18 protein-coding genes are annotated in these 17,036 nt (G+C 66.7%); 16 read left to right on the forward strand and 2 right to left on the reverse strand.

Annotation, left to right across the window (positions count from 1 at the left end; all coding sequences use genetic code 11):
- Nucleotides 1–19: 19 nt before the first annotated feature.
- Complete coding sequence (gene recX, locus RMCN_RS14890; protein ID WP_064402443.1) at nucleotides 20–544, reverse strand: recombination regulator RecX; 525 nt, start codon at nucleotides 542–544, stop codon at nucleotides 20–22.
- Nucleotides 510–2,642 carry an intein-containing recombinase RecA gene (gene recA, locus RMCN_RS14895; protein ID WP_064402444.1) on the reverse strand — a complete coding sequence of 711 codons (2,133 nt, stop codon included), beginning with the start codon at nucleotides 2,640–2,642 and terminating at the stop codon, nucleotides 510–512. The genes recX and recA overlap by 35 nt, the downstream gene beginning before the upstream one ends.
- A gap of 262 nt (nucleotides 2,643–2,904) precedes the next feature.
- Here recA and RMCN_RS14900 point away from each other — a divergent pair, with 262 nt between their 5' ends.
- The 16 genes from RMCN_RS14900 (at nucleotide 2,905) to hypE (ending at nucleotide 17,030) form a co-directional block, all read left to right on the forward strand.
- A complete protein-coding gene (locus RMCN_RS14900; RefSeq protein ID WP_064350943.1) occupies nucleotides 2,905–3,234 on the forward strand; it encodes a hydrogenase maturation nickel metallochaperone HypA/HybF in 330 nt (109 codons plus the stop codon).
- A gap of 2 nt (nucleotides 3,235–3,236) precedes the next feature.
- Nucleotides 3,237–4,028, forward strand: a complete 792-nt coding sequence (hypB, locus tag RMCN_RS14905; protein ID WP_067390432.1) for a hydrogenase nickel incorporation protein HypB — start codon at nucleotides 3,237–3,239, stop codon at nucleotides 4,026–4,028.
- Nucleotides 4,029–4,150: 122 nt separating this feature from the next.
- On the forward strand, nucleotides 4,151–5,206 hold the full coding sequence (locus RMCN_RS14910) for an NADH-quinone oxidoreductase subunit B family protein (protein ID WP_064350945.1): 1,056 nt from the start codon (nucleotides 4,151–4,153) through the stop codon (nucleotides 5,204–5,206).
- 87 nt (nucleotides 5,207–5,293) lie between these two features.
- A complete protein-coding gene (locus tag RMCN_RS14915) occupies nucleotides 5,294–7,090 on the forward strand; it encodes a nickel-dependent hydrogenase large subunit (RefSeq protein ID WP_064415926.1) in 1,797 nt (598 codons plus the stop codon).
- 3 nt (nucleotides 7,091–7,093) lie between these two features.
- On the forward strand, nucleotides 7,094–8,029 hold the full coding sequence (locus RMCN_RS14920) for a NifU-related iron-sulfur-binding protein (protein ID WP_064415891.1): 936 nt from the start codon (nucleotides 7,094–7,096) through the stop codon (nucleotides 8,027–8,029).
- Nucleotides 8,026–8,667 carry a DUF5947 family protein gene (locus tag RMCN_RS14925; RefSeq protein ID WP_064415892.1) on the forward strand — a complete coding sequence of 214 codons (642 nt, stop codon included), beginning with the start codon at nucleotides 8,026–8,028 and terminating at the stop codon, nucleotides 8,665–8,667. Before RMCN_RS14920 ends, RMCN_RS14925 begins: the two co-directional genes overlap by 4 nt.
- Nucleotides 8,655–9,299, forward strand: a complete 645-nt coding sequence (locus RMCN_RS14930; RefSeq protein WP_064350948.1) for a DUF6084 family protein — start codon at nucleotides 8,655–8,657, stop codon at nucleotides 9,297–9,299. Before RMCN_RS14925 ends, RMCN_RS14930 begins: the two co-directional genes overlap by 13 nt.
- Nucleotides 9,296–10,633 (forward strand): hypothetical protein, encoded by a 1,338-nt coding sequence (locus tag RMCN_RS14935; RefSeq protein WP_067390435.1) that lies wholly within the window; start codon nucleotides 9,296–9,298, stop codon nucleotides 10,631–10,633. The genes RMCN_RS14930 and RMCN_RS14935 overlap by 4 nt, the downstream gene beginning before the upstream one ends.
- Entirely contained in the window at nucleotides 10,624–10,743 is a 120-nt protein-coding gene (locus RMCN_RS32105; RefSeq protein ID WP_407937620.1) for a DUF6893 family small protein, read from the forward strand. The genes RMCN_RS14935 and RMCN_RS32105 overlap by 10 nt, the downstream gene beginning before the upstream one ends.
- Nucleotides 10,744–10,759: 16 nt before the next feature.
- A complete protein-coding gene (locus tag RMCN_RS14940) occupies nucleotides 10,760–11,248 on the forward strand; it encodes a hydrogenase maturation protease (protein WP_110765840.1) in 489 nt (162 codons plus the stop codon).
- Nucleotides 11,249–11,251: 3 nt separating this feature from the next.
- The gene (locus RMCN_RS14945) at nucleotides 11,252–11,515 is read left to right on the forward strand and encodes a HypC/HybG/HupF family hydrogenase formation chaperone (protein ID WP_067390440.1); all 264 of its coding nucleotides are present in this window, start codon (nucleotides 11,252–11,254) and stop codon (nucleotides 11,513–11,515) included.
- Complete coding sequence (gene hypF / locus RMCN_RS14950) at nucleotides 11,512–13,818, forward strand: carbamoyltransferase HypF (protein ID WP_067390443.1); 2,307 nt, start codon at nucleotides 11,512–11,514, stop codon at nucleotides 13,816–13,818. The genes RMCN_RS14945 and hypF overlap by 4 nt, the downstream gene beginning before the upstream one ends.
- Entirely contained in the window at nucleotides 13,815–14,534 is a 720-nt protein-coding gene (locus RMCN_RS14955; RefSeq protein ID WP_064415897.1) for a DUF6390 family protein, read from the forward strand. Before hypF ends, RMCN_RS14955 begins: the two co-directional genes overlap by 4 nt.
- Nucleotides 14,531–15,256, forward strand: a complete 726-nt coding sequence (locus tag RMCN_RS14960) for a HypC/HybG/HupF family hydrogenase formation chaperone (RefSeq protein WP_064415898.1) — start codon at nucleotides 14,531–14,533, stop codon at nucleotides 15,254–15,256. The genes RMCN_RS14955 and RMCN_RS14960 overlap by 4 nt, the downstream gene beginning before the upstream one ends.
- Nucleotides 15,253–15,939 (forward strand): D-sedoheptulose-7-phosphate isomerase, encoded by a 687-nt coding sequence (locus RMCN_RS14965; protein WP_064415899.1) that lies wholly within the window; start codon nucleotides 15,253–15,255, stop codon nucleotides 15,937–15,939. Before RMCN_RS14960 ends, RMCN_RS14965 begins: the two co-directional genes overlap by 4 nt.
- Nucleotides 15,936–17,030 (forward strand): hydrogenase expression/formation protein HypE, encoded by a 1,095-nt coding sequence (gene hypE / locus RMCN_RS14970; RefSeq protein ID WP_067390446.1) that lies wholly within the window; start codon nucleotides 15,936–15,938, stop codon nucleotides 17,028–17,030. Before RMCN_RS14965 ends, hypE begins: the two co-directional genes overlap by 4 nt.
- Nucleotides 17,031–17,036 lie beyond the last annotated feature (6 nt).

The raw sequence follows: 17,036 nt of genomic DNA on the forward strand, positions 1-17,036 counted from the left end.
TCGACCACGGTCTGGAGTCCTAGACCTGGCGACGCTCGCGTTCGTTGGCCAAAGCGACCTTGACGACGTCGAACGCCATCGTTTGGTTGTAGCCGCGCCGGGCGAGCATCCCGACGAGCCGACGGGCCAGCTTGGCGTCGTCGCCATCGGCCAGCTTTTCGCGGCGCAGCTTGTCGGCCACGAGTCGCTCGGCGCGGGCGCGTTCGGCACCGGGTTCGTCGTCGGCCAGCGTCGCCTCGATGATGTCCGTGTCGACGCCTTTGGTCCGTAGCTCGGCAATCAACGCGCGCCTGCCTTTTCCGGCGTTCACCCGCCGGGATCGGACCCACTGTTCGGCGAAATTAGCGTCATCAACGAGGCCGACTTGTTCGAGCCGGTCGAGCACCTTTTCGCTGACGTCGTCTGGGTATCCACGCTTGGTGAGCTGGCCGGCCAGTTCGGCCCGAGTGCGCGCTCGCGCGGTGAGCAGACGCAGACACACATTTCGCGCCTGCTCCTCGCGCGAGGCCTCAGAAGTCGACGGGGGCGGGCAGGACTTCGTCATCGGTCACCACGGCGCCAATGCCGAGCTTCTCTTTGATCTTCTTTTCGATCTCGTTGGCCACCTCGACGTTCTCGAGCAGGAAGTTGCGGGCGTTCTCCTTGCCCTGGCCCAACTGCTCACCTTCGTAGGTGAACCACGAGCCGGACTTGCGGATGAAGCCCTGCTCGACACCCATGTCGATGAGTGAGCCTTCCTTGCTGATGCCCTTGCCGTAGAGGATGTCGAACTCGGCCTGCTTGAACGGCGGCGACACCTTGTTCTTGACGACCTTGACCCGGGTGCGGTTACCGACCGCGTCGGTGCCGTCCTTGAGGGTCTCGATCCGCCTGACATCCATCCGGACCGAGGCGTAGAACTTCAAAGCCTTTCCGCCCGTTGTGGTTTCGGGCGAATTGTGCACCATGACGCCGTCGACGAAATAGTTGTGGTTACCCTCGACCTCGATGTCGAATCGATTCATCGATCGAGTATGTGGCTTGACGTGGACATCGAGGACTCGCGCCGGAACCAACCGCTGCGTGGGCTCGACGAACTGCGGTGTTACCGCGCCCTGACCGCGGAACCGAGGCAGCAACTTGTACTCCATCGAGGGCGTGATGTACGGGGCCACCAATTCCTGAAACTTCGCGCTGGACGCGGTGGAGAACACCAGCACCGACTTTCCGGCCGCACCGGACAGCCGCAACCGTACGTCCAGACCGTGTGTATCGCGCAGATAATCACGCAGCCGGATCCGAGTGCCCTCACTCATGGCCTCGACACAAATCTCGATACGCCCGCTGCCACCCGCGGTGCGCTCCTGCAGCCCCTTGGAACGGACGGTGAACGTCCCGTCATCCATGTACCAGATAGCAAGCGCCAGCGGAGTGAGCGCCTTGAGGTACTCCTCGGATAAGAACTTCTTACCGTCACCGAGATACACCGCCCGCTGCAGTTCAGCCAACTCGGGCAGCGGGGTGAAGTCGACGAACGTTGCGCCCTTGTCATTTACGTGGGTCGAGTGCTTGATATTGCCCAGAAGCGCTGTCTTCCACTGCAAATAGTCGACCTGCTTGGCGCCGTGGCCCATTCTAAAGCGAACCCCATTACGGTCCCGGCGATTCGGCGACAGGTTGCCATCGCCCATCAAAGACCCGAGTACGACCTGAAACTGCTGATCGCTGAGTCGATGCGGCTCCGCGGCCATCACTCGATCACCGGCGACGAGGTCGCCCGCTTCCGTCCAGCCGGCGGGAGTGCGGATCAGGTGGTTCGGGGTAGCCGCGAACTGCGATTTGCCGTTGCCGCCCGACTTCTCGACGGTGAACTGAAGAAATTGCTCGGCGGGACCGTTGTTGAACCAGTTCACCACCTTGCGGGGCACAACCTGATCGGTGTCCGGGTCATAGGACATGACCTCAACGTCCATCTTCTGGTTGACGATCTTGCCGATCTTCTCGGTGGTGCCGTCGGCCAACTGCACCCGGGTGCCATAGGCAAAACACCCGAACATCACACCGATTTTTTCGCGGAGCTGGTTGATGAAGATCGCGGTGGTGCCCGAGTTGCTCAACGCGCCGGTCATCTTGCGCAGCGCCTGGCTCATCAGCCGGGCCTGCAGGCCGACGTGGCTGTCGCCCATCTCCCCCTCGATCTCGGCGCGGGGCACCAGCGCCGCCACCGAGTCGATGACCAGGATGTCCAGCGCGCCCGAACGGATCAGCATGTCGGCGATCTCCAGCGCCTGCTCACCGGTGTCGGGCTGGCTGACCAGCAGCGCGTCGGTGTCCACCCCGAGCTTCTTGGCGTACTCGGGATCCAGCGCGTGCTCGGCGTCGATGAACGCGGCAATCCCGCCGGCGGCCTGCGCGTTCGCGACGGCGTGCAGGGCGACGGTGGTCTTACCCGAGGACTCCGGGCCGTAGATCTCGATGACCCTGCCCCGCGGCAGGCCGCCGATGCCGAGGGCCACGTCCAGGGCGATCGAACCGGTCGGGATGACCGAGATCGGCTGGCGGACCTCTTCGCCGAGCCGCATCACCGACCCCTTGCCGAAGTTCTTGTCGATCTGCGCGAGTGCCAGCTCGAGGGCCTTCTCGCGGTCGGGTGCCTGCGCCATGGTGGTCTCCGTCCTTCGGATGTCTAGCTGTTCGGTGATCGGTTTCGATCAGTTGGCCGTGACGCTAGAGGCAGCCACCGACAAGTTCTGTGACAAGTCGGCCGGACCAGCAGCATCTAGCCGTCGAACACTGCCCACAGTAGACGAACACCTGTTCGACTCAAGTGAGACACGCCGTGGGATGGGCTGCGTGTCGAATAGGCCGCTCCTGCGGGCGCCGCGCGGCCTATCGTGAAGTCATCCCGGCCGAAACGGGGTCCGCGTGCACGAGATGGCGATAACGCAGAGTGTGGTCGATGCGGTGTGCGAGCACGCCGCGGGACGCCGGGTGCACTGCGTCAAGCTGGAGGTCGGCGCGCTGTGCGCCGTCGTACCGGACTCGATGCGGTTCTGCTTCGAACTCGCCACCGCGGGCACCGTCGCCGACGGCGCGCGCCTGGACCTCGATGTGCAACCCGGCGCGGCGCGCTGTCACACCTGCGGCCAAAGCTTCGAACTACCCGATCTGATTCTGTTGTGTCCCTGCGGCAGTGCCGATGTCGAGGTGACCGCCGGTCGGGATCTGAGGATTCTCTCGATGGAGGTGAGTTGAGCATGTGCGCGACCTGCGGCTGCGGCGACGACGGTGCGACCATCACCACGCCGGGACACACCCACCTCCACCCTCACGAGCATGACCATCTCCACGAAGGCGAACACGTCCACACCGAGACCATCACGCTCGAGCAGAAGGTGCTCGCCAAGAACGACGAGCTCGCCGAACGGAACCGCGCATGGCTGGCCGCCCGCAACATCCTGGCGCTCAACCTCACCAGCTCGCCGGGCGCCGGTAAGACCACCCTTCTGGAACGCGCCATCCGCGATCTGCACCCGGATCGCCCGGTCGCGGTCATCGAAGGCGATCAGGAGACGCTGCTGGACGCCGAACGCATCAGGGCCGCGGGAGCGCGGGCCGTACAGGTCAACACCGGCGCGGGCTGCCATCTCGACGCCACCATGGTGCAACGGGCACTGGAGACCCTCGACCCCGAGCCGGGGTCGCTTCTGTTCATCGAGAACGTCGGCAACCTCGTCTGCCCCGCTCTGTTCGATCTGGGTGAGCGCAGCAAAGTCGTCGTGATCTCGGTGACGGAGGGCGACGACAAGCCGCTGAAGTATCCACACATGTTCGCCGCGGCGGGACTGGTGATCGTGAACAAGACCGACCTGCTGCCGTATGTCGCTTTCGATCTTGAGAAATGCCGCGACCACGTACGCTCGCTGAACCCAGGCGCGCAGATACTGACCATGTCGGCCGCCACCGGCGACGGTGTCGCGCGGTGGTACGACTGGATCGACGATTGCGCGAACTCGGCTTCTGCGCTCGCACCCGTTGACAAGATATAACCCCCGGAGTAAACCCAGACTCAGCGCCGGAATTCGGCGCCGCGGCACAACGTGAAGTTGGGAGCCCCAGCCCGGCTCCCGGTCGTGAGGGCCCCAGCCCGGCCCCCAGGAAGCTGTGACCTATGCCAACGGAGGCAGCAGTCAAAGCGGAAGAGGCCTTGATCCACGTCCTGTGGATCAACGCCGGATTGAGTTGTGACGGAGATTCGGTGGCGTTGACTGCCGCCACCCAGCCCAGCATCGAGGAGATCGCCCTCGGCGCTCTTCCCGGGCTGCCCAGAATCGCCGTCCATTGGCCCCTGATCGATTTCGAGTGCGGGCCGAACGGTGGCGCCGACGATTTTCTCGAATGGTTCTTCAAGGCCGACCGGGGTGAACTGGAACCATTCGTTCTGGTCGTCGAGGGGTCCATCCCGAACGAGAAGATCAAGGCCGAAGGCTACTGGTGCGGATTCGGCAACGATCCGGCCACCGGCCAACCGATGACCACCAGCGAGTGGCTGGATCGGCTGGCGCCCAAGGCCACTGCCGTCGTCGCGGTCGGAACGTGCGCCACCTACGGCGGCATCCACGCGATGGCGGGCAATCCCACCGGCGCCATGGGTGTCCCGGACTACCTCGGCTGGGACTGGAAGACCAAGGCCGGCATTCCGATCGTCTGCGTACCGGGATGTCCGATCCAACCCGACAACCTCGCCGAGACGCTGACCTACCTGCTGTACATGGCCACGGATCAGGCTCCGATGATCCCCCTCGACGATGCGCTACGGCCCCAGTGGCTGTTCGGCGCAACCGTGCACGAGGGTTGTGACCGAGCCGGGTACTACGAACAGGGCGATTTCGCGACCGAGTACGGATCGCCGAAATGCATTGTCAAACTGGGTTGCTGGGGTCCGGTCGTCAAGTGCAACGTACCCAAGCGCGGCTGGATCAACGGAATCGGCGGCTGCCCGAACGTGGGTGGCATATGCATCGGCTGCACCATGCCCGGATTCCCCGACAAATTCATGCCGTTCATGGACGAACCCCCCGGTGGCAAGGTGTCCACCGCGGCGTCGGGCCTGTACGGGTCGGTGATCCGCAGCCTGCGCCATATCACCGGCCGCACCGTCGACAAAGAGCCGAAGTGGCGCCATCGCGGCACGCAACTCACGACCGGAGCGACCCGCACCTGGTAGGTGTGGCTCGTCGGAGGGCGCGCAGGCGTGCTTTCGGTCTCCGAAATGTCCTGTGACGCTTCTCATCTGAAGAAAGAGAAGAGTTCGATGACAACCATCATCCCCGAGCCGTCACACGTGAAGCGCGACCCCGGCCAACTGGTGGAGATGGCGTGGGATCCCATCACCCGGATCGTCGGTAGCCTCGGCATCTACACCAAGATCGACTTCGACAATCGCGAGGTCGTCGAGTGTCACAGCACCTCGTCGATCTTCCGCGGTTACTCGATCTTCATGAAGGGCAAGGATCCTCGCGACGCGCACTTCATCACGAGCCGCATCTGCGGCATCTGCGGTGACAACCATGCGACGTGCTCGTGCTACTGCCAGAACATGGCCTACGGTGTCAAGCCGCCACATCTCGGCGAGTGGCTGATCAACCTCGGTGAAGCCGCCGAGTACATGTTCGACCACAACATCTTCCAGGAGAACCTGGTCGGCGTCGACTACTGCGAGAAGATGGTCTCCGAGACCAATCCCAGTGTGCTGGCCAAGGCGGAGAACACCCAGGCCCCGCATGCGGACATGCACGGCTACCGCACGATCGCCGAGATCATGCGTGCGCTCAATCCTTTCACCGGCGAATTCTACCGCGAGGCCCTGCAGGTCAGTCGGTGGACGCGAGAGATGTTCTGCCTCATGGAGGGTCGACACGTCCATCCGTCGACGCTGTATCCCGGCGGTATCGGTACCACCGCGACGGTCCAGTTGATGACCGACTACATGACGCGGCTGATGCGCTACGTCGAGTTCATGAAGAAGGTCGTGCCCATGCACGACGACCTCTTCGACTTCTTCTACGAAGCGCTTCCCGGCTACGACCAGGTCGGCTTGCGCCGCACGCTGCTGGGCTGCTGGGGCTCGTTCCAGGACCCCGAGGTGTGCAACTTCGAGTACAAGGACATGGAGCGTTGGGGCGACGCGATGTTCGTCACGCCCGGTGTGGTGATCGACGGGAAGCTGCACACCCACTCGCTGGTCGACATCAACCTCGGCATCCGAATCCTGTTGGGCCACTCGTACTACGACGACTGGACCGACCAGGAGATGTTCGTCAAGACCGATCCCCTCGGCAATCCGATCGACCGGCGCCATCCCTGGAACCAGCACACCAATCCCCGGCCGCAGAAACGCGACTTCGACGGCAACTACAGCTGGGTGATGGCGCCGCGCTGGTTCGACGGCACGGATCACCTGGCGCTCGACACCGGCGGCGGTCCGTTGGCGCGGCTGTGGTCCACCGCACTCGCCGGACTGGTCGACATCGGCTATGTGAAGGCGACCGGCCAGAGCGTGCAGATCAACCTGCCCAAGACGGCCCTAAAGGGTCCGGTCGAACTCGAGTGGAGGATCCCGCAGTACGGCAGCAACACCCTCGAACGCAACCGCGCCAGGACGTATTTCCAGGCCTACGCGGCCGCCTGCGCCCTGCACTTCGCGGAGAAGGCGTTGACCGAGATTCGAGCCGGCCGGACCAAGACCTGGGAGAAGTTCGAGGTGCCCGACGAAGGCATCGGCTGTGGGTTCACCGAGGCGGTCCGCGGAGTCCTCAGCCACCACATGGTGATTCGCGACGGCAAGATCGCGAACTATCACCCCTATCCGCCGACGCCGTGGAACGCCAACCCCCGGGACAGCTACGGCACACCGGGACCCTACGAGGACGCGGTCCAAGGCCAGCCCATCTTCGAGGAGAACGACAGGGAGCATTTCAAGGGCATCGACGTCATGCGCACGGTGCGCAGTTTCGACCCGTGTCTGCCGTGCGGCGTGCACATGTACCTGGGTAAGGGGAAGTCACTCGACCTGCTGCACTCCCCCACCCAGACCGTCACCGGGGAATAGGGAATGGCCCCGCCGATCCGAGACGACGCGCAGTGGCGTACGGCGGGCGACCGAATACAGGCCCTGCTTGACGCGTCCGCCGCGGGCGGCCCCGCCGCGCACGAGCGCGCGGTCCAACTCGTCGGTGAGGTGACCGACCTCTACGGCGCCGCACTCGAACGGATCCTGCGGATCGCGGTGAGCGCCGACGCCACGCTGGCCGAACGACTGGCCGGCGATGACCTCGTCGCCAGCCTGCTGCTCGTCCACGGGTTGCACCCGCACGACATCCATCGGCGCGTCGAGGATGCCCTCGACAGGGTCCGGCCGTATCTCGGCTCGCACGGCGGCGACGTGGCACTCCTCGAAACAGTCCACGTCCCAGACGGATTCACCGTTCGCCTGCAATTCTCTGGCAGCTGCAAGAGCTGCCCCTCGTCGGCGGTCACCCTGGAGTTGACCGTCGAGGACGCCGTCCGGGCGGCGGCTCCGGAAGTCACCGCGATCGAGGTGGTCGCGCCGCCGTCGAGCCCGACGGTGATTCCGCCGGCGACGCTCTTCAGCCGCGTCCAGCAGCGCGCGCCCAGGCATGCGTCGTGGCACCACGTGCCCGAATTCGCGGACCTGACGCCCGGCGAGGTCGGCGGATTCTCGGTGGCGGGAACCACCGTGCTGGCGTGCCGCATCGGCGACGAAATGTTCGCCTATCGCGACCGCTGCGGTGTCTGCCGCGAGTCGCTGGCCGGGGCCGCGCTACACCGCCGCATGGGGTCTCCCCCCGGCGATGCGGTGCTGCGCTGCCCGCGCTGCCACGCCCATTTCGACGTCGTGCACGCCGGGGCCTGCGTCGACGAGGGAGCCGACCCGCTCGCTCACCTGGAGCCGATCCCGCTGCTGGCGCGCGACGGCGTGTTGTCGATCGCGATGGCCGCGCAGCCCACCGAGGCGGGTGTGGCATGACCAGCGCGTACGACGTGCTCGCGATGATCCGGGCCAACCGCGGGGTCCCCGCGCCCGCCGGTGAACGCTGTGAGATGTGCACCGAAACGATCGCCGATGAGCACCAGCACGTCGTGAATGTCGAAGCGCGGGCGCTGATGTGCGTGTGCCGCGGCTGTTATCTGCTGTTCACCGACACCAGGGCCGCGCTCCGCTATCGCGCGGTCCCCGACCGCTGGTTGTCCTTCCCGGGATTCGGGATGGACCGCCGGGATTGGCAGCGTCTTCAGATCCCGGTCGCGCTGGCGTTCTTTTTCCGCAACTCGAGCCTGGATCGCATGGCCGCCTTCTATCCCGGGCCGGCGGGCGCGACCGAGTCCGAACTGGACCTCTCCGCGTGGGACGGTGTGCGTGCGGCGGACCCGCGGGTGGACCTGCTCGCCGACGACACCGAGGCCCTGCTCGTGCTGGTGCCCGACGACGACAGCCAAGATCCGGAATGCTTTCTGGTGCCCATCGACGCCTGCTACGAGTTCGTCGGCAGGCTGCGCCGGCTGTGGCGCGGATTCGACGGCGGCCAGCAGGTGCGCGAATACGTTCAGGACTTCTTCGAGCACGTGCGTAACCGGGCGAAGGTGGTGGCGCCGTGCCAGAGCTGACCTTCGCCGTGCTCGACATCCGCGCCGAACCGTACGCGGTCACACCGGTGCTCACCGCCCGGATCGGTATCGCTTCCGACGGTGACGACCCCGTGCACGCCATCGCGCTGCGCTGCCAGGTTCGCATCGAACCGTTGCGTCGCCGATACTCCGATGACGAGGCGCTCGGACTGCTCGACCTGTTCGGCCCCCGCGAACGCTGGGACACCACACAACACAACTTCCTCTGGCAACATGCCAGCACCATGGTGCCGGGATTCACCGGAACCACGCAGGTCGACCTGCCGCTCGAGTGCACCTACGACCTCGAGGTGACGGCGGCGAAATACTTCCATGCACTGCATGACGGCACGATTCCGCTCCAATTCCTTTTCAGTGGAACAATTTTCACCCGCGGTGAGAAGAACCTGCGCGTGCAGCAGGTTCCCTGGGATCGCGAGGACCGCTACGACATGCCCGTGTCGACGTGGCGTGACCTAATGCGCGTGCACTACCCCAACACGGGTTGGCTGCGGCTGGGTCACGACACCATCGCTGCGCTGTCGGAGTTCAAATCAGCCCGCGGCCTTCTGGGTTACGACGACGCGATCACCTCGCTACTGGCCGTTCACACCGCTGAGGAGATTCGATGACCGCAGACTGGGATCACGCCCGAGCCGTCGCGGACGCGGTGCTCTACGAGGGTTACCTGCTGTACCCCTACCGCGCCAGCTCGCGCAAGAACCAGTCCCGTTGGCAATTCGGCGTTCTCGGACCGAGCGGCGCCGCGGAGGCCGCCATCGGCGAAGACGCCTCGCTGTCCACCCAGGTTCTGTTGACCCCGCACGGCATCCCGATGGTCACCGGTGTGTTGCGCTTTCTGCAGCTGCAGCGCCGCAGTGTCGAACGCGACGCCGGCGGCGGACGGTTCGAACCGGTCGACGAACTGCGTTCGGGAACCGACGCATGGGTCAGCTGGGACGAAGCCGTCGAGTACGAGATCCCGATCGACCCGTTCCCGGTCATGAGCCTGCCTGCCACACTGGACATCTCGGTTCCCTCGGCGAGGGAGATCGAGCCCATCGCGGGCGGCAGGCTGGTGCGGACGCGCCGCGAGCTGAGCGGCCGACTCGCCATCTCCGCCGAGCAGGACGGTGACTTGCTGCGACTCACGTTCGATGTATGCAACACCGCTGCACCGGCCGGCGACAAGGACGAGGCGATCGCCGTATCACTGATCGGGACCCACCTGTTGCTGGAGGTGGCCGACGGTGAATTCGTCTCCCTGCTCGAACCGCCGGAGGGGGCCTCCGACGCCGTGGCGCGGTGCCGCCAGCACCGCTGCTTTCCGGTGCTGGCAGGCCCGGCGCCGCATCGGGATCTCGTGCTCGCGTCACCGATCATCCTCTACGACCACCCCGAGATCGCCGAGCAGAGCAAGGGTGCGCTCTACGACTCGACCGAGATCGACGAGATCCTGACGCTGCGCATCATGACGATGACCGACGACGAGAAAGCACAGGCCCGCGCCACCGATCAACGCGCCGCGGCGATCATCGATCGCTGCGACTCGATGTCACCCGAGGCGATGCTCAATCTGCACGGCGTGCTGCGGGACCCGCATGCGCCCAATGGGGAACCGGACCTGATCCCGCAGATCCCGACCGGCATCGAGTGGTGGGACCCGATGGCCGATACGGCGGTGCGGCCGGACTCGGATGCCGTGCTCGTCAACGACACTCGCGTCGCCCGTGGCAGCCGTGTGCGGTTGCACCCGTCCCGGCGGGCCGACGCGCAGGACGTGTTCTACGCCGACAAGATCGCGCGCGTCACCTCGGTGCACGAGGACGTCGATGGCGAGCACCATATCGGCGTCGTCATCGAGGACGATCCCGGTGCCGAACTGCACGACTGGTACGGCCGCTACCTGTACTTTGCACCCGACGAGGTCGAACCTCTGGTTGAAGGGAGTCCGCAATGGAAGTGATCGGCTGGATCGCGGTAGGTGTCGTCGCGGTGGTGGCCGTGGCGGCGGCGGTGGTGGGCATCCGCTCCGTGCCGGATGCGCGGCGCTACATGAGAATGCGCCGGATGTGACGGCGAGGGAGGTGTCCTGATCCCCCGAATTCTGGTAGCCGGGCTCGGCAACATCTTCCTCGGTGACGACGGCTTCGGCCCCGAGGTGATGCGCCGCGTGCCGGCCGACCTCGCCGGACCACACGTTGCGGTCACCGATTACGGGATCGGCGGCATGCACCTCGCCTACGACCTGCTCGACGGCTGCGACGCCCTGGTCCTGGTCGACGCCATCCCGAATCGCGGCACGCCGGGCACGCTCCACGTGTTCGAGGCCGACCTCGACAACGCCCGGTCCGCAACCGGTTTGGATGCGCACGCGATGGACCCCGCGGCGGTGTTCGCCAGCCTCAACGCGCTCGGCGGCACCCCGCCCTTCACCGTGGTGATCGGCTGCGAAGTCGACCGCATCGACGAGGGTATCGGGCTATCGGATGCCGTTGCGGCGGCCGTGCCGGAGGCGGTCCGGGTGATCGGCGAGGTGGTCGACGGACTGTTGGCCCGCGTCTCGGTGGCGGAGGGCTGACGGGTGTGTCTGGGAATTCCGGGGCGGGTCGTGACGATGCTGGAGGGCTACGGCGATCAGCTGGCCCTCGTCGACGTGGCGGGTGAGCACCGCAAGGTCAACGTCGGCATGCTCCCCGAGGAGACGTTCGCACCGGGCGACTGGGTCATCATCCACATGGGCTTCGTGGTGGAGAAGACCGACAAGGCAGGGGCCGACGCGGCGCTCGCGGGTCTGCAGTTGATGGGCAGCGGCGAACCTGGTCCGGACCTCGGGGATTTGCCATGAGCACGCGGCGCCGGCTGCGCGTCCGGGTCCGCGGAGTGGTTCAGGGGGTCGGCTTCCGCCCCTTCGTGTATACGACGGCGGCCGGACTGGGGCTGACCGGAAGCGTCCGCAACGACAGCACGGGCGCGCTCATCGACGTCGAGGGTGACGCCGCCGAGGTCGATGCGTTCCTGATTCGGTTGCGTGACCACCCACCGCCGCTGGCCGTGATCGAAAGTCTTGACGCCGAAGCGCTTACGGTGGCGGGCGGGACGGGTTTTGTCATCGCCGACACCACGCGCACCGACGGCGGCCGCACGCTGACCTCACCCGACGTCGCCATGTGCGCCGACTGCGCCGCCGAACAACGCGACCCGCGCAACCGACGCTTCCGTCATGCGTTCATCAACTGCACCAACTGCGGTCCGCGCTTCACCATCATCGCCTCGCTCCCCTACGACCGGCACGCCACGACCATGGCGGGCTTCGACATGTGCGAGGCCTGCGCGCGCGAGTACCACGATCCCGCCGACCGCAGGTTTCACGCCCAGCCCGTCTGCTGCCGCGGCTGCGGCCCGACCATGACCTACCGCGGCCCCGCGGGCGTGACCATGACGGGCGAATCCGCGCTGCGGCGCGCACGCCGGTTGCTGGCCGACGGCGGCATCCTCGCGGTCAAGGGCATCGGCGGCTATCACCTGGCCTGCGACGCCGACAACCAGCACGCGGTCGCCGAGTTGCGTGCCAGAAAGCGCCGCGGCGACAAGCCGTTCGCGGTGATGACACCCGACCTTGCGACAGCTCGCGAGCTGGTCGAGATCGATGCGCCGTCGGCGCGGTTGCTGACCGGACCGCAACGCCCCATCGTGTTGATGCCGCGGCGCGGCGACGCCCCGGTCGCCGATGCCGTCGCACCGCACAACCCGGACCTGGGCGTTCTGCTGGCCTACACCCCGCTGCACACGCTGCTGTTCGGATTGCCGGGCGACGAACCCGGACCGACCGCGATGGTGATGACCTCGGGCAACCTTGCCGGCGAGCCGATCTGCTTCACCGATGCCACTGCGCTGGAAAGGCTTTCGCACATCGTCGACGGCTGGCTCATGTACGACCGCGAAATCCTGGTGCCCTGCGACGACTCCGTGATGCGGGTGATCACCCTTGACGGCGCGGACAAGCCGGCGGAGTTGCCGATCCGGCGTTCGCGTGGCTACGCGCCGTTGCCCGTCGCGTTGCCGACGCCGGTACCGCCCACGTTGGCGGTCGGCGCCGATCTGAAGAACACCATGGCGGTCGCGGACGGCCGGTACGCATGGTTGAGTCAGCACATCGGTGACATGGACGATCTGGCGACGTTGTCGGCGTTCGATTCCGCGCAACGCCATCTGCGGGAGCTGACATCCGTCGCGCCGCAGGTGCTGGTTGCCGACGCGCATCCGCTGTACCGCTCGACCGAGTGGGCCCGGCGCAACGCGGCGGACCGGCCGGTCAAATTGGTTCAGCATCATCACGCGCACATCGCCGCGGTGATGGCCGAACACGGCCTCGACGGGTCCACGCAGGTGCTCGGGTTCGCCTTCGACGGAACGGGTTACGGGCCCGACGGTGCGGTGTGGGGCGGCGAGGTGCTGCTGGCCAATTACAAGGGCTACCAACGGCTCGCGCACCTAAAGTACGTGCCCCTCGCCGGTGGTGACGTCAGCGTGCTGCGGCCGTACCGGATGGCCCTGGCACACCTGTGGTCGGCGGGGATCGGGTGGGATCCTGAACTGCCCCCGGTTTCGGCCTGCCCGCCCGGCGAGCGTCAAGCGCTCGCCCGGCAACTCGAGATCGGCCTCGGCTGCGTGCCGACCTCCAGCATGGGTCGGCTGTTCGACGCGGTGTCCTCACTGGTCGGCGTGCGACACGTCGTCGACTACGAGGCGCAGGCCGCCATCGAGCTGGAGGGCATCTCACGCGGCATCGAACCCGGCGCAGACGCATACACGTTCGCCGTCGACGCATCCGACTCGACGGCGGTGGTCGATCCCGCGCCCATACTGCACGCCATCGTCGCCGACCTCCGGGCGAGCATATCGCCCTCCGTCATCGGCGCCCGGTTCCACCGCGCGGTCGCCGACCTGATCGTCGAGCTTGCATGCATCCACGCCGATTCGTCGCGGCCCGTGGCCCTGTCCGGCGGTGTGTTCCAGAACGCCCTGCTCCTCGAGTCGACCCTGAACGGCCTACACGCCAGGGGCATCGACGCGATGACCCATCGCACGGTGCCGCCCAACGACGGCGGCATCGCATTGGGCCAGTTGCTGGTGGGGAACGCATCATGAACGACAGGGACGGTTCCACGTTGTTCGGCCGCTATGCCTACCCACCGAACGAGCTAGGCTACTGCGGGCCGGCGGACTGCGGTGGCGCCTCCGGGCTCGCCTCGCACGCCCGCGAATTCGACGGTGCCTGGCCGTATCTGACCGCCATCGCCGAGGCCGTCGGGGCATCCGACGCGATGGCCGACGAGGTCATTGGCAGTTACTGGATCGGCGGTCCGGCGCTGTCCAAGGTGGATCCCGATCACCTGCTGGCGCGGTTGCGCGCGTCGTTCACCGGTCAGGTCACCGGGATGCTCGGCACAGTGCCCGCCACCTCCGATGTCCTGGCACACCACAGCTTTCACGTCTTCGTCGTCTACCCCTGGGTGAAGTTCCTCGGGCGCGACGCCGACACCGCCGTGGGTGTCATGCAGGCCTGCCGCATCCGGTGGGGCACCGTCACGTCCGTGACCGGCGACCGGGCGGAGATCGCGTCGCGGCCCCTGCAATACGAGGATGGTCGCCTGATGCTGGGCGATTCCCGCACCGAGCGGATCTCGTGGAAGCGGGGCGAGGTATCACTTGCGCCCGTTCCGCAACCCGGCGCGGTCGTCTCCGCCCACTGGAACTGGATCTGCGGGACACTGACCGAGGAGGAGGCCGCCGACCTCGAAGTGGCCACGCAGACGACGCTCGACCTTGTCAACTCCGTCCTCGGACAGGGAGTATCGCCATGACGACCGCACAACGCCCGTATGTCGGGGAGGAACTGTCAGCCGACCTCGCCGCCGCCGCCCTGGATTTGGCTCGCCGGTTCAACGATGGCGCAACCCTGTGGGTGATCTCGCCGCAGTGGGAGCCGCACGCCCATCACATCGCCGTCGAGTTCGTGCATCCGGTGATCGTGGGCAAGCGGGCACTTCCCTCGGTAGCCCTCGTCGAACCGGACCCCGTCGCGCAGGCGCGGGTGGCCAGCCGGCCCGGCGATCTCCTGATCGCGGTGGCCTCCGCGAACGAACCGTCGGTCGTCGACGCGATGCGGCGCGCCCGCGCGTGGGGCGTCCTGACGCTGTGGATCGGGTCCGGACCGCGTCCACCGGCGGGAGCGGCGAACCACATCCTCTGGATCGACATCGAGGACCCGATGGTGCCGGCCACCGGAGCGTTTGTGCTGCTGTATCACCTGCTATGGGAGCTCACCCATGTCTGCTTCGAGCATCCGGGACTGCTCAAACCCGCAGAGCCCGCCGCGGTCTGCGTGACGTGCAGCGACGAGGGGCGACTCGGTGAGGTGCTCGCGCCTCCGCTCGATGCGACCAGCTCGGCGCTGGTACGCACCGCCGACGGTGAGGAGTGGGTCGACGTGACACTGGTCGGTGATGTCGCGGTCGACGACCTCGTTTTGCTGCATGCCGGCGCGGCCATTTCGCGCGTCGAGCCCGAGGAGGTGCGCCGATGACCGACTCCGATGCCACCGGTTTCCTGTACCCGTTCATCGAGTCCGAGGAGACCGACGCCGCGAGCCTGCTCGACGATCTCGCGGCCTCGGCCCGCGCTAAGGCGGCCGAAAGCGCTCGGCTGCAACGAGATTCGCTCGAAGAGTACGGTGACGCGTTGACCGCGGCCGGCTCGCAGATGGCCGAGCGATTTCGCCGCGGCGGGCGGTTGTACACCTTCGGCAACGGCGGAAGTTCCACCGACGCCGCAACGTTGGCCTCGCTGTTCAGCCGGCCGGCGCGCGGACGGCCGGTCGCCGCATGGTCTTTGGCCGCCGACAACGCGGTGGTGACCGCGCTCGGCAACGACGTCGGGTTCGAGCTGATTTTCAAACGCCAGATCATCGCCCACGCCCGCGACCGCGACGTCGCGGTCGCGCTGTCCACGTCCGGCAACTCCGACGACCTGATGACCGCGATCACCGAGGCCAAGCGTCGCGGCCTGCTGACCGTGGGCTTCTCCGGACACGACGGCGGGCGGATGGCGGCCGCCGACGACCTCGACTTCTGTTTCACCGTCCACTCACAGAGCATCCACCGCATCCAGGAGAGCCACGCAATGCTCGGCTACCGGCTCTGGTCGGTGGTCCAAGAACAGCTGCACACCAACTCGGCCCGCGCACTGAACGGAGCACATTCCACATGACACGAGCTGCGAGCGCGTCCGAACGCGAAGACCGTGTGCTGGAACGGATCGACAAGTTCCGCCAGCGACGACCGCGGCTGCTCGACGACGTGGTGACGCTCGCGCACGGCGCGGGCGGCAAGTCGTCGGCCGCGCTCGTCGACGCGGTGTTCCTCGAGGCATTCCGCAACGACGAACTCGAACAACTCGGTGACGCGGCGGCCGTGCGGATGCCGTCGGGCGAACGGCTGGCCTTCTCCACCGACTCCTTCGTGGTGTCGCCGCGGCGCTTCCCCGGCGGCTCCATCGGCCACGTCGCGGTCCATGGCACGATCAACGACCTGGCCGTCTCCGGCGCCCGCCCCCAGTGGCTCTCGGCGGCGTTCGTGATCGAGGAGGGCTTCGCGATCGCCGAGCTGCGCGAAATCGTCGCGAACATGGGCGAAGCCGCGTCGAACGCGGGGGTGCAGATCGTCACCGGCGACACGAAGGTCGTCGGCAAGGGGGCCGCCGACGGTCTCTACATCTGCACCGCGGGCGTGGGATTGATTCCCGAGGGCCGGCGCCTGTCCCGTGACAGCGTCCAGCCCGGCGACAAAGTCGTGCTGTCCGGCACGGTCGGCGAGCACGGGATGGCCGTCATGCTGGCGCGCGGCGACCTGGCCATCGACGCCGACATCGCCTCGGACACCGCGCCGGTACACGAACTCGCCGAGCTTCTCCTGACCGCGGCGCCGTCCACCCGGTGGATGCGCGATGCAACCCGCGGCGGCGTGGGCACGGTGGCCAACGAACTCGTCAAGGACGCGCCGTTCGCGATGATCCTCGACGAGGAGAAGCTGCCCGTCCTGCCGCAAGTGCTCGGGGCGTGCGACATGCTCGGCATCGACCCGCTCTATGTGGCGAACGAAGGCAAGTTCGTCGCCGTGGTGCCCGCCGGCGAAGCCGATGCGGCGGTGGCCGCGTTGCGCGGCCATCCGCAGGGCACGCGGGCTGCGGTGGTCGGCGAGATCGTCCCCGAACCCCACGGAATCGTCGCGCTACGAACGTCGTTCGGCGGCAGCCGAATCGTCGACATGCTCGTCGGCGACCCCCTGCCACGGATCTGTTGAGAGGAG

The sequence above is a fragment of the Mycolicibacterium novocastrense genome (assembly GCF_001570485.1).
In the GTDB taxonomy this organism is placed as follows: domain Bacteria; phylum Actinomycetota; class Actinomycetes; order Mycobacteriales; family Mycobacteriaceae; genus Mycobacterium; species Mycobacterium novocastrense.

Bases quoted from the DNA above. Each gene is read 5' to 3' on its own strand.
- recX (WP_064402443.1), bottom strand. From the start codon at position 544: ATGACGAAGTCCTGCCCGCCCCCGTCGACTTCTGAGGCCTCGCGCGAG.
- recA (WP_064402444.1), bottom strand. From the start codon at position 2,642: ATGGCGCAGGCACCCGACCGCGAGAAGGCCCTCGAGCTGGCACTCGCG.
- hypB (WP_067390432.1), top strand. From the start codon at position 3,237: ATGTGCGCGACCTGCGGCTGCGGCGACGACGGTGCGACCATCACCACG.
- RMCN_RS14910 (WP_064350945.1), top strand. From the start codon at position 4,151: ATGCCAACGGAGGCAGCAGTCAAAGCGGAAGAGGCCTTGATCCACGTC.
- RMCN_RS14915 (WP_064415926.1), top strand. From the start codon at position 5,294: ATGACAACCATCATCCCCGAGCCGTCACACGTGAAGCGCGACCCCGGC.
- RMCN_RS14920 (WP_064415891.1), top strand. From the start codon at position 7,094: ATGGCCCCGCCGATCCGAGACGACGCGCAGTGGCGTACGGCGGGCGAC.
- RMCN_RS14925 (WP_064415892.1), top strand. From the start codon at position 8,026: ATGACCAGCGCGTACGACGTGCTCGCGATGATCCGGGCCAACCGCGGG.
- RMCN_RS14935 (WP_067390435.1), top strand. From the start codon at position 9,296: ATGACCGCAGACTGGGATCACGCCCGAGCCGTCGCGGACGCGGTGCTC.
- RMCN_RS32105 (WP_407937620.1), top strand. From the start codon at position 10,624: ATGGAAGTGATCGGCTGGATCGCGGTAGGTGTCGTCGCGGTGGTGGCC.
- hypF (WP_067390443.1), top strand. From the start codon at position 11,512: ATGAGCACGCGGCGCCGGCTGCGCGTCCGGGTCCGCGGAGTGGTTCAG.
- RMCN_RS14955 (WP_064415897.1), top strand. From the start codon at position 13,815: ATGAACGACAGGGACGGTTCCACGTTGTTCGGCCGCTATGCCTACCCA.
- RMCN_RS14960 (WP_064415898.1), top strand. From the start codon at position 14,531: ATGACGACCGCACAACGCCCGTATGTCGGGGAGGAACTGTCAGCCGAC.
- RMCN_RS14965 (WP_064415899.1), top strand. From the start codon at position 15,253: ATGACCGACTCCGATGCCACCGGTTTCCTGTACCCGTTCATCGAGTCC.
- hypE (WP_067390446.1), top strand. From the start codon at position 15,936: ATGACACGAGCTGCGAGCGCGTCCGAACGCGAAGACCGTGTGCTGGAA.